This window comes from uncultured Prevotella sp. (genome assembly GCF_946407605.1).
GTDB lineage: Bacteria > Bacteroidota > Bacteroidia > Bacteroidales > Bacteroidaceae > Prevotella.
This window is the reverse complement of the sequence record NZ_CAMJOS010000023.1, coordinates 44,506-57,276: the sequence shown is the minus strand read 5'-3', so window position 1 is coordinate 57,276 and position 12,771 is coordinate 44,506. Positions and strand designations below refer to the sequence as shown.

The 12,771-nt window shown below is 50.2% G+C and carries 6 protein-coding genes; all 6 read left to right on the top strand.

What is annotated here, in order from left to right; genetic code table 11:
- Positions 1-396: 396 nt before the first annotated feature.
- The 6 genes from Q0R57_RS10345 (at position 397) to Q0R57_RS10320 (ending at position 12,763) form a co-directional block, all read left to right on the top strand.
- Complete coding sequence (locus Q0R57_RS10345) at positions 397-3,117, top strand: helix-turn-helix domain-containing protein (protein WP_294747064.1); 2,721 nt, start codon at positions 397-399, stop codon at positions 3,115-3,117.
- Between the two features lie 137 nt (positions 3,118-3,254).
- Positions 3,255-4,487: a glycoside hydrolase family 5 protein gene (locus Q0R57_RS10340; RefSeq protein WP_294747061.1), complete on the top strand. Its 1,233-nt coding sequence runs from the start codon at positions 3,255-3,257 to the stop codon at positions 4,485-4,487.
- A gap of 38 nt (positions 4,488-4,525) precedes the next feature.
- On the top strand, positions 4,526-5,653 hold the full coding sequence (locus tag Q0R57_RS10335) for a cellulase family glycosylhydrolase (protein WP_294747058.1): 1,128 nt from the start codon (positions 4,526-4,528) through the stop codon (positions 5,651-5,653).
- A gap of 34 nt (positions 5,654-5,687) precedes the next feature.
- Positions 5,688-8,180, top strand: a complete 2,493-nt coding sequence (locus Q0R57_RS10330; protein WP_294747055.1) for a glycosyl transferase — start codon at positions 5,688-5,690, stop codon at positions 8,178-8,180.
- Between the two features lie 24 nt (positions 8,181-8,204).
- Entirely contained in the window at positions 8,205-9,548 is a 1,344-nt protein-coding gene (locus tag Q0R57_RS10325; RefSeq protein WP_294747052.1) for a glycoside-pentoside-hexuronide (GPH):cation symporter, read from the top strand.
- A gap of 95 nt (positions 9,549-9,643) precedes the next feature.
- On the top strand, positions 9,644-12,763 hold the full coding sequence (locus Q0R57_RS10320; RefSeq protein WP_294747072.1) for a SusC/RagA family TonB-linked outer membrane protein: 3,120 nt from the start codon (positions 9,644-9,646) through the stop codon (positions 12,761-12,763).
- Positions 12,764-12,771 lie beyond the last annotated feature (8 nt).

Genomic DNA, 12,771 nt, shown 5'->3' with positions numbered 1-12,771 from the left:
CAACTTGATCTAGTCGAAAGACAGAAAACTGACAACCAAAATCAGCGAACTACAAGTTAGGGAATTATTTTTTCCCAGTTAGGGAATTATTTTTTCCCAGTTAGGGAATTATTTTTTCCCAGTTAGGGAATTATTTTTTTCTAGTTAGGGAGCAAATCGTGTTAAAGCACCTTATTTAATAACTTGTATCTTCCTCTCTTTCCCATCACTTGCACGAACAATGACAATCTGTCCCTTCGGCATGTTTGCAAGGCTGGTAATCCTGCGGCCTGTCAAGTCATCTATTTCCTGGATATTCATTTGAAATCACTCGGCAAAGATAATAATAATTAAGTAATTGTGTACGATAATTCCAAAATAATTTGTAACTTTGCCACACAAAACCTAAAAAGGAAGATGAAACGACTTTTACTAATCTCTATGATACTGGCGTCGACTTGTGGCTTTGCGCTGGAGGTGAAAGACTTCACCTTCTCGCATATCGGCAAGGCTGAAGGGCTGAGCAGTCAACGCATCTTTTCCATCTGTCAAACCAAGAGCGGCGCTATCTGGTGGGCGTCAATGACGGGCGTGGGGCGCTATAACGGCTCGACGGTGCGCAACTACCTGCTGGACGAAGGCACTTCATACAGACATCTTGGGGGACGCGTCATTCATCTGACAACAGACTCGACAAGGATTTTTGCCTACGACAATAGTGGTACTATCTATCTGTTTCGTGCCCTACAGGATAAGTTCGACCTCGTCACTAACCTGTCTGATAAAATGGGACATGAGGTGGGACTCAACGATATCTATGTCGATGGCAACAAGCTGTATCTGGCCATGCACAACGGCGTTTACCTGATGCAAGACACCACGCTGACGCAAATGGTCAAGGGGCCGTATGTGAACCATATCATTTCGATAAAAGACAAGCTGCTGTTCTGCACTCGAGAAGGGGTGTTCGACCAGCAAAGCCGACTGTTGCTGCCCTATAATATCGAGTTCGGCTACTACGACGAACTGTCGGACAAGCTGTGGCTGGGCGGTTATGAAAACGGTTTGCATATTGTGACCCTAAGCGACAACAACACCATTACATCCGATGTGTTCGTTGGTTTGACTGACGACACCAAACCCCAGAACCCCATCCGCAGCATCTGTCCATATGATGACGAGACCATGTTGATAGGCATCGACGGCGAAGGTGTATATCAGATGCGGCGTGACGGTAGAGGAAGTTGTTCGTTGCTGTTCGATGCCAACGAATCGGAGGTAGGCGTGCTGCATGGCAACGGCATCTACAGCATCTTGGTCGATACTTGGAAGAACATTGTCATTGGCTCCTACTCTGGCGGCATAGACATCGCCCGGCCCATAGGTAGCACCGCAGCCATCTACCATCATGTGAGAAACGACATACAGAGCCTGAGAAACGACCATGTGAATACGGTGACACCATTGTCAGACCATCTGCTACTGATGGGTACCGACAATGGTATCAGCATCCTGAACACCGAGACAGGACTATGGCAGCATTGCTGTCAGGGCACGGTAGTGCTGAACGCCACCCAGCAACCTGACGGCGGACTGCTGGTATCGACCTATGGCAAAGGCATCTACGAGATAGACAGGAACGCCCAGATACGTCATATCTATACCACTGCCAACAGTCCCCTGACCGATGATCACGTCTATGCCGCCCTGTATGACAAGGACGGCAACCTCTGGGTGGGCAGTCTGAATGGCAACCTATTGGAAAAAACCACCGATGGTCACACCTATTATTATGATATACACGACGTGCAGGCCATCACCCAGTTGGCTTCCGGACAGATTGCTGTAGGAACGGCGTTTGGCCTGAAGCTGCTGACACCTGGCAGCGAGATTATCAAAGACCTGAATTATGCCCCTTCGGGCGTTACCGATATCAACCCCTTCGTCACCCACTTGCTGGCGTCGGGTCTGGAGCTCTGGATAGGCACAGACGGCGGTGGCGTCTATGTCTATCATCAGGCCAAGCACGAGAGCCATCAGCTGACCACAGCCAACGGACTGCCCTCAAACTATGTCAGAAGTCTGGTGAAAGGTAACGACGGACGCATCTGGATTGCAACGGAGGAAGGCCTCTCGTTCGTGTCGCCCGATGCTCCCAAGACCGTTGTGAATGCGAACTACTGCTATGGTCTGAACCGCGAATACTCACGTGGTGCTGCCGAGAACCTGCCCAACGGCAATATCATCTTTGGTACCACCACTGGTGCTCTCGTCATTCATCCAGAGCAGGTGCAGTCTATCAACTATAAGGCCCAGCTGGTCATCATGGGTGTCGTCTGCTCTACTGACCAAGAGTCGCTGCAGACCGAAGAGGTGAGCAGACAAATGGAAAACGGCAAACTGGAACTGTCGTACGACCAGCGTACCTTCGACATCCTGTTCGAAAGCGTCAATATGCGTAATCACTTCGATATTGCTTACCGCTATCAGGTGGGCGACGGAGAATGGAGTCAGCCTTCTGACCAGCAGTATATCCGTTTTGTCAACATGGAACCTGGTGAGCATCAACTCACATTACAATGCATTAGCCGTACCAATGGCACCGTCATTGATACGAAAACGCTCATCATCATCATTGGTCAGCCTTGGTGGAACACCTGGTGGATGTGGTGTATCTATATCGCCCTGGTCATCCTGACCTTCTATGGCGCCTGGCTCATGTACCAACTTCACGAGAAGTACATGCGACTGACCATCGACCATCTGCAGACCGTAGAGCCAGCAGCGGCTGTCAGCATCCCCCATCAGTCGGCACCAGAAAAGGATGGCGGCAAAGAGTTTGTTGACAAAGCCACGGAACTGATATTAGAGCATATGAGCGACTCAGAGTTCACTATCGATCATCTGTGTCGTGAGATGGCCATGAGCCGCACCTTGTTCTATGTAAAACTGAAGTCTTATACGGGTAAGTCGCCTCAGGACTTTATGCGAATTATCCGCTTGGAGCGTGCTGCCTCTATGCTGCGTTCGGGCAGTAACGTTACCGATGCCGCAGCGCTGACAGGATTCGACAATCCCAAGTATTTCAGCACGGTCTTCAAGAAGTATTTTGGTGTTTCGCCCTCGAAATACGTATAGTCAGAGGGTATAAAAACTATCAGAAAAGGTTTTAAAACTATCACTTTTTAGTTTTGAAACCTTTTTTGTATGGTATATAACCCCCGTAGACTCATATTACTTTACTTTTGCAACCGAAAACTTAAAATTATATGACAATGAAACGATTTCTTTCAACATTTCTGTTCTCAGCTATGGCAACCTGCTGTATGCTGGCTTGCGGTAGTGACGCTACTGAAAGTGTCAACGAGCCTGAGAAGATCAACGACCCGAGTCATCCCACCGCTAAAGAGTGGAATGCTGGTGTAGTGGGCTGGAACCTGGGCAACCAGTTTGAGTGCTCAGCACCAGGACAGGACGGCGAGTCGATGGCCATCGGCAACCCTGACGGCAGCATCAAAGCCGAGACGGCTTGGGGCAATCCCGTCGTGACGAAAAAGATGATTAAGGCCGTGAAGGATGCCGGCTTCAACGCGATACGTATTCCCATCCGCTGGCAATGTCATATCACCAACCCACAGGCCATGAGCATCGACAAGGCATGGATCGCACGTATTAAAGAGGTGGTGGACTGGTGTCTGGCCAACGACTTGAAGGTGATTATCAACACCCACCACGACAAGTGGCTCGAAGGTCGTCCTACCAATATGTATAAGGAGGAGAACAACCAGAAGCTGGCGCTGCTGTGGATGAACATTGCCAGCGAGTTTGCACAGTATGACTATCGCGTGGCTTTTGCTGGCACCAACGAGGTGCATATCAAGGACAACTGGGGCAAACCTACTGCCGAGAACCTGGCTGTGCAGAACTCATACAACCAGACGTTTATCGATATGGTGCGTGCTACTGGCGGCAACAACGAGAAGCGTCATCTCATCGTGCAGACTTATGTTTGTAATCCCGACTTTGGTATCAATAACGGCGATTTCATCGTGCCTACCGACATGGAAGGTAATGGCAACGACTATATGAGTGTGGAGTTCCACTACTACACTCCTTGGGATTATGCCGGCGAGTGCAAGTATAACTTCTGGGGCGAGCCATACAAGAGCAAGGGCGAGGCTTCATCGAGCGACGAGAAGACCATGAGCGACTTCTTTGACAAGGTGGTGAGCACCTGGGCCAATCAGGGTCTGGGCATCGTGATGGGTGAATGGGGTGTTACCGACCGTCAGAAGGCAGGACAGACCGACCTTATTCATGAGAACATGACTTACTACTGCCGCTTCCTGGTCAGCGAGGCTAAGAAGCGTGGCTTCTCTACCTTTGTATGGGACAACAACAGCTTTGGCAGCGGTCCTGAGCATTTTGGCATCTTCGACCGCAGAGCCAGTATGAAGGTGAAGGCCGACTGGGTGCTGAATGGCATCATGGAAGGAAAAGCGAAATAACGAGATATCGAGACGACGACAAAACGTAATAACGAAAGATGAAAAGAATTGTTTACAGTCTTGCTGTGTTGATGATGCTGGTTCTGACTGCCTGCACGACAAAGAGTGAGCAGAACCAAGAAGTGAATGACTTCAGCATCCATCGCGGTACGAACCTCAGCCATTGGCTGTCGCAGAGTGAAGAACGAGGCGAGGCCCGTCAGATGCATATCCAGGAGGACGACTTTGCCCGTTTGGATTCGCTGGGCTTCGACTTTGTACGTATCCCCATTGACGAGGTGCAGTTCTGGGATGAGGAAGGCAACAAACTGCCTGAGGCATGGAACCTGCTGACTTTCGCCCTCGACCAGTGTGCCAAGCATCACCTGCGTGCTATCGTTGACCTGCATATCATCCGTTCTCATTACTTCAATGCTGTGAACGAGGGTGCCGGCAACGCCAACACGTTGTTCACCTCGGAGGAGTCACAGCAGCAGCTCATCAACATGTGGTACGAGTTGTCGGATGCGCTGAAGGGCTATAGCAACGACTCTGTAGCCTACGAGTTTATGAACGAGCCCGTAGCCGAGGACCATGAGCAGTGGAACCAGCTGATAGTCAAGGTGCACAAGGCCCTGCGTGAACGTGAGCCTCAGCGTACGCTGGTCATCGGCTCTAACCTGTGGCAGGGCTACGAGACCATGAAATATCTGAAGGTACCCGAAGGCGATAAGAATATCGTACTCTCTTTCCACTATTATAACCCCATGATTCTGACTCACTATGGTGCCTGGTGGACGCCCATCGGCCGTTATACTGGCCAGGTGAACTATCCTGGTGTGCTGGTGTCAAAAGAAGACTACGAGGCAGCGCCCGACACGCTGAAGCCGCTGTTGGAGCCTTATCTCACTCAGGTGTGGGACGTGAACAAAATCCGTGAGGATTTCAAGGATGCTATCAAGGTGGCCAAGAAGTACGATCTGCAACTGTTCTGCGGCGAGTGGGGTGTCTATGAGCCTGTGGACCGTGAGCTGGCCTATAAGTGGACCAAGGACATGCTGAGCGTCTTTAATGAGTTCAACATTGCATGGACCACTTGGTGCTATGATGCCGACTTCGGTTTCTGGGATCAGCAGAAGAATGATTTCAAGGACAAGCCTCTCGTTGACCTGCTGACGGGAAAATAACACAAAATACGTAATAACGACATAACGAAAAAACATGAAGACATTTGGATATTTCGACGATAAGAATCGAGAGTATGTGATTAACGATCCGGCCACACCATTCCCATGGATTAACTATCTGGGCAACGAGGACTTCTTTGGTCTGATTTCGAATACCGCTGGTGGCTATGACTTCTATAAGGATGCCAAGTTCCGCCGCATCACCCGCTACCGCTATAATGGTGTGCCCATGGATGCAGGAGGCCGTTATTTCTATATCAACGACGGCAAGGACATCTGGTCGCCAGGTTGGAAGCCTTGTAAGACCCCGCTCGACAGCTATGAGTGTCGCCACGGCATGAACTACACCCGCATCACAGGCAGTAAGAATGGTGTCGAGGCCTCTGTGCTCTTTTTCGTACCCCTGAAGACCTGGGCCGAGGTACAGAAGCTGACACTCAGCAACACCAGCAACGAGGTGAAGCACCTGAAGCTTTTCTCTTTCACAGAGTGGTGCCTTTGGAATGCCGCTACTGATATGGAGAACTTCCAGCGCAACTGGTCGACAGGTGAGGTGGAGATAGAGAACGGTGGTGCCACCATCTATCACAAGACAGAATATAAAGAGCGTCGCAACCACTATGCCTACTATGCGCTGACCAACACTCTGGTGAATGGTTACGACACCGACCGAGAGTCGTTCATCGGACTTTATAATGACTTCTCTAACCCACAGTGCGTCATGGCAGGCAAGCCATCTAACTCGCTGGCTCACGGCTGGAGCCCCATCGCCTCACAATATATAGAGGTGGAGTTACAGCCAGGCCAGTCGAAGCACTTTATCTTCCTGCTGGGCTATGTGGAGAATGAACAAAACGAGAAGTTCTCGGCTGAAGATATCGAGCGTAAACGCAAAGGTGAGCTCATCAGTTCACAAGACTCGGATGTGACGCTGGTCAACAAGTGCAAGGCTCACGCCACCATTGCCCGCTTCTCTACCGTAGAAGCCGTTGATGCAGCCTTTGAGGAACTGCGCCAGATGTGGAACGAACTGCTTTCGAAGTTTACCGTTGAGAGTGGCGACGAGCGTCTGGACCGTATGGTGAACATCTGGAACCAGTATCAGTGTATGATAACCTTCTGCTTCTCACGCTCAGCTTCGTTCTTCGAGAGTGGTGTGGGCCGTGGCATGGGGTTCCGCGACAGCAACCAGGACCTTGTGGGTTTCGTACATCAGATTCCCAGCCGTGCCCGTCAGCGTATCATCGACATCGCATCGACACAGTTCCCCGACGGAGGCTGTTATCATCAGTACCAGCCTCTCACCAAGCGTGGCAACAACGACATTGGCGGTGGTTTCAACGACGACCCCTGCTGGCTCATATTTGGTACGGTGGCATATATCAAAGAAACGGGCGACTTCTCTATTCTCGACGAAATGGTGCCTTTCAACAATGAGCCAGGCTCTGAGGCAACGCTCTTTCAGCACCTGCGCATCTCGTTCAACCACGTGGTGGAGAATCTTGGTCCCCACATGTTGCCCCTCATCGGTCGTGCTGACTGGAACGACTGCCTGAACCTGAACTGCTTCTCGTGGAATCCTAACGAGAGTTTCCAAACCACCGAGAACAACAGCAAGGGTTCTAAAGCCGAATCATTGATGATTGCCGGTCTGTTTGTATTCACTGGCAAGGAGTATGTGGCGCTTTGCCTCAAAACCGCAAACCACAGTGAGGCAGAGCGGGCCCAGAAGTGCATCGACGCCATGGTCGAAGCTGTGAAGAAACATGGCTGGGACGGTGACTGGTATTTGCGTGCTTATGATTTCTATGGTAATAAGATTGGTAGTAAGGACAACGAAGAAGGTAAGATCTTCATCGAGAGCCAGGGCTTCTGCACCATGGCCGGCATCGGACTCGAGGACGGCATGGTGGAGAAAGCCCTCGACTCTTGTAAAAAGTACCTTGACTGCGAGCACGGCATGGTGCTCAACCATCCTGCCTTCACCCGTTACTATGTGGAGATGGGCGAGATCAGCAGCTATCCTGCTGGCTATAAGGAGAATGCCGGCATCTTCTGTCACAACAACCCCTGGGTGATTATCGGCGAGACAGTAGCCCGTCGTGGCAATGATGCCTGGGAGCACTACACCAAGATTTGTCCTGCATGGATCAAAGACCAGCAGTTGCACAAGGTGGAGCCCTATGTCTATTGTCAGATGGTGGCAGGAAAAGACGCCGCCAAACCTGGCGAGGGCAAGAACTCATGGCTAACAGGTACGGCCGCCTGGAACTGGCTCACCATTACCCAGTATATCCTGGGTATCAAACCTACTTATGAAGGATTGGAGATTGATCCTTGCATTCCCTCAACGATGAAAGAATATAAGGTTCGTCGTGTGCTTCGCGACGCTACTTTCGATATTATTGTTCGTAACCCACAAGGTAAACAATGCGGCGTGACATCCATCACCGTTGATGGACAGGCTTGGAGTGGTAATATTATCAAAGCCACTTCTGGCCACCACGTCGTTGAAGTTACTATGTAAAATCATATAAAAAGGTAAAAGCAAATGGCAACATTAAAAGAAAAAATTGGTTATGCGCTGGGTGATGCTGCAGCAGGTGGTATTACCTGGAAAGTGATGTCCATCGCCTTCCCCGTATTCTTTACCAGTATCTTCGGACTCACAGTAGCCGACACAGCAGCTTTGATGCTGATAGCCAGAATGTTCGACGTTGTCACTGACCCCCTAATGGGTTCGCTGGCCGACCGCACACAGTCGCGTTGGGGCACCTACCGCCCCTGGCTGATCTTCGGAGCCATACCCTTCGGCCTCATCTTCGCCCTGTTGCTCTACACCCCCGACTTCGGTCCTGTGGGCAAGCGCATCTGGGCCTACACCTTCTATCTGCTGATGATGGCCATTTATACGGCAGTCAATGTGCCCTACGGCTCGCTGCTGGGTGTGATGACCAAAGATGACAACGAGAAGAACCAGTTCTCATCGTTCCGTATGGTGGGAGCCTACGCCATGGGATTCATCACCCTGTTCTCTTTCCCCTACCTACAGAAAATGGTGGGAGGTACAGAGCAGCACCAATATGCCGTGCTGGGCATCTTCTTCGGTGTTTTTGCCGCCATTGGTACGCTGGCCTGCGGACTGATGACAAAGGAGCGCTTGAAGCCTGTCCGTGCAGAGAAGTTCTCGTTCAAACCCTTCGCTGACCTCTTTAAGAACAAGCCCTGGATATTCCTGACCCTTATCGGCATCTGCACCAATTTCTTTAATGGTTTCCGTTATGCCGTAGCTGCCTATATGTTCGACTACATCCTGGGTAAGGAGATAACGATGGGCGGACTCATCATCAACTACACCGTATTTATGATGTTTGGTGAGGCCACCTGTATGGTCTTTGGCGGCCTGTCGCCAAAGTTCACTAAATGGGTAGGCTCCAAGCACAAGGCATTCATGATAGCCGCAGCCATCTGTGCCGCCTTCTCTGTGCTTTATTTCTTTATGCCACGCGATCCGTCGGCCATCTGGCTGCTCATCGCCATCGTTATCCTCACCAGCGTAGGCATAGGCCTCTACTCGCCCCTGCTCTGGTCTATGTATGCCGATGTGGCCGACTATGCTACTGAGAAGAACGGCACCTCCTCAACGGGCCTTATCTTCAGCAGCGGCACGATGGCCCAGAAGTTTGGAACAGCCATCAGCGGTTCCTTAGTAGCCATGTTGCTGGGATTCTCCGGCTTTGTTTCTGGCACAGATCCCGTCACAGGCGACACCGTGATTACCATCACCGATATGGAGTCGGTGAAGCAGATGATCTGGTGTCTGTTCTCCATCTTCCCTGCCATTATAGCAGGTGTGATGATAGGGTTGCTATACATCTATCCTATTAAAAAGTAAACCAAAACATATAACTTAAAAAAAACAAAACTAACATGAAGAAAAACAAAATGCTTCTTTGTCTGCTTTGTGCAGGCATGACATGGATGCCATTAATGGCCCATGCTGCAGAAGGAAGCCGTATGGAAACGGTTGCCGCTCCCGATGACCAAGAAATCGTCGGTACGGTAGAAGACGCCGACGGCCCACTGATTGGAGCCACCGTGAAAGTGTCTGGTACATCTAACGGTGTTGTGACGGACCTTAATGGACGTTTTAAACTGAAGTGTAAGCCTGGTGCTACGCTTGAGGTAAGCTATGTTGGCTATACCACACAGACGGTAAAAGCACAGGCCGGTATGAAAATCATGATGTCTGAGGACAAGACCGAACTGAGTGAAGTTGTAGTAACAGCCCTCGGCATCAAACGTGACCGCAAAGCCCTGGGTTATGGTGTGGCTGAGATTAAGGGTGCCGACCTGACAAAGGCGAAGGAAACCAATGTGATGAACTCACTAGCTGGTAAGGTGGCTGGTCTGGTGGTTCAGAACACCGCTGGCGGCAATGCTGGTTCTACCCGTGTGCTGCTGCGTGGTAATACGGAACTAACAGGTGATAACCAGCCTCTCTATGTGATTGACGGTGTACCCTTGGACAACACCAATTTCGGTAGTGCTGGAACATATGGTGGTTACGATCTCGGTGACGGTATCTCTGCCATCAATCCCGATGATATCGAGAACATGACCGTGCTGAAAGGTCCTGCCGCTTCTGCCCTTTATGGTAGCCGTGCTTCCCATGGTGTGATTCTTATCACTACCAAGAAGGCCGAGAAAGACAAGATTGGCGTAGAGTATAATGGTTCACTGACCTTCGATGTACAGAACGCTCAGTGGGACAACATCCAGCAAGTCTACGGCCAGGGTTGGAAGGGCCAGCAGTTAGTATCAGCCTCTTCTGGTACCAACAGCAGCTGGGGTACCAAGGCCGACGACCGTCTGGTGCGCTATTTTGATGGCGAAGAGCGCCCGTTCCTGATGTATCCCGACAACACTTCGAACTTCTTCCGCACAGGTCTCACGGCCCAAAACACAGCCATTCTGTCGGTAAACTCCGGTAAGACAGGTATCCGTTTCTCCGTGACTGACATGCGCAACAAAGATATTCTGCCTAACTCACACATGAGCCGTGATAACTTCAACCTGCGAGTCAACACGTCGGCAGGTCCTGTTGATCTCGACTTCACCGCCAACTACACCCGTGAGGATGTGAAGAACCGTCCCGCACAGAGCGACTCTCAGAGTAATATCGGTAAGAACCTGATGACGCTGACAGGTACCTACAACCAGGAGTGGCTGAAGCACTACGAGAACGAAGACGGTACATACGCCAACTGGAACGGTAACGACATGTACAACAAGAACCCCTACTGGGACCTCTACAAGAATGATAACAATTCGGCAAAGGACGTCTTCCGTTTGACCGCCAAAGCAATCTGGAACATCTCAGACCACTTGAAGTTGCAGGGAACCATAGGTACGGATATTACCTATATGGATTTCCAGAACTATATTGCTATGACAGACCCCAGTAACGCCGCAGGTCAGTTGCAAAAGACAAATTTCAACAACCGCACGCTGAACGCTGAAATCCTGGCGCTGTATAACAACCAATGGGGTGACTTCGACTTCAATGCTACTCTGGGTGGAAACATCTTCAAGGTAGATAACAAGTCATCCATTCTTACTGGTTCTGAACAGCTGATGGACGACGTCGTGGCTATCTTGAACTATACCGAGCAGAGTGTTCAGGAAAACAGCTATAAGAAGCAGATCAATTCTATCTACGGCAGTGCCAACGTAGGCTACCTGCATACCTACTATCTGGAAGGTACCCTGCGTGGTGACAAATCGTCAACCCTGCCTATCAAGAACAATGTCTATGTGTATCCCTCTGTATCTGCCAGCGTAGTGTTCTCTGAGTTCCTGAAGAACAAGAACATCATCAACTATGGTAAGATTCGTGCATCATTCGCTCAGGTAGGTAGCGATACCGATCCTTTCCTGCTGGCACAGACCTACACAACCACGAAGTTCAGCTATCCAGGTTACACTATTGGTATGATCAACAATAGCGTACAGCCGAATCCTGATTTGAAGCCCACCCGTACCAACTCCTTCGAGTTAGGTTTGGAGATGAAGTTCTTCCAGGGCCGCCTCGGCTTAGATCTGACCTACTACAACCAGTTGTCAAAAGACCAGATTGTAACGCTGCCTTCTACTTCAGCCGTCGGATACGACTATCGCTTGGTTAACGCTGGTGAGATTGAGAATAAGGGTATCGAGATTGCCCTGAATGGCCGTGTGCTCGACTACAAGGGTTTTGCCTGGGATGCAGGTCTGAACTTCTCAAAGAACATCAACAAGGTGAATAAACTCGTTGAAGGTATGGACTATTTGGAAATCGAAAAGGCCAGATGGTGTAATGTCACTGTAGGTGCCGAGGTCGGTGAGAACTATGGTGCCATCAAGGGATCAGACTTCAAGCGTACTGCTGACGGTCAGGTTATCATCAATGCAGAAACAGGACTTCCCGAGGTGGACGACAAGCTCCATGTTCTTGGAAATGCCTCTTGGGACTGGACAGGTGGTTTCTATTCTACCTTTACCTATAAGAACTTCAAGCTCTCCGCAGGTTTCGACGTGAAGGTTGGTGCTGACCTCTTCTCCATGTCTATGCGTTCAGCCTTCGAAACCGGTAAGGCTATGGAGACGCTGGAAGGACGTGAGGAATGGTATCGTTCTGAGGAAATGCGCAATGCAGCAGGTATGACACAGGATCAGTGGCGTGCCGCCGGCAAGATGGAAGGTTTCATTGCCCCAGGTGTGATTGACAATGGCGATGGCACCTACCGTCCTAACGACATTGTCATTAATCCGGAAGACTATTGGAGTCATGCTGCCAGTTATGCTCCCAGCATGTTCATTTACGACAACTCTTACGTGAAGTGTCGTGAGATTACCTTCGGCTACACCTTCCCTGAGAAGATGCTTAGCAATCTGAAGATTGTGAAGAGCCTGAGCCTGAGCTTCGTGGCCCGCAACCCGTTCATCATCTGGAAGAACATTCCTAACATTGATCCTGACTCTGGTTACAACACTTCTGGTATGGGTCTTGAGTATGGTTCGCTGCCTTCACGCCGCAGCTATGGTTTCAATGTTAACATCAAATTCTAATCGCATTT

Coding starts and splice junctions, on each gene's coding strand:
- Q0R57_RS10320 (WP_294747072.1), top strand. CDS start 9,644: ATGGCCCATGCTGCAGAAGGAAGCCGTATGGAAACGGTTGCCGCTCCC.
- Q0R57_RS10340 (WP_294747061.1), top strand. CDS start 3,255: ATGAAACGATTTCTTTCAACATTTCTGTTCTCAGCTATGGCAACCTGC.
- Q0R57_RS10345 (WP_294747064.1), top strand. CDS start 397: ATGAAACGACTTTTACTAATCTCTATGATACTGGCGTCGACTTGTGGC.
- Q0R57_RS10335 (WP_294747058.1), top strand. CDS start 4,526: ATGAAAAGAATTGTTTACAGTCTTGCTGTGTTGATGATGCTGGTTCTG.
- Q0R57_RS10325 (WP_294747052.1), top strand. CDS start 8,205: ATGGCAACATTAAAAGAAAAAATTGGTTATGCGCTGGGTGATGCTGCA.
- Q0R57_RS10330 (WP_294747055.1), top strand. CDS start 5,688: ATGAAGACATTTGGATATTTCGACGATAAGAATCGAGAGTATGTGATT.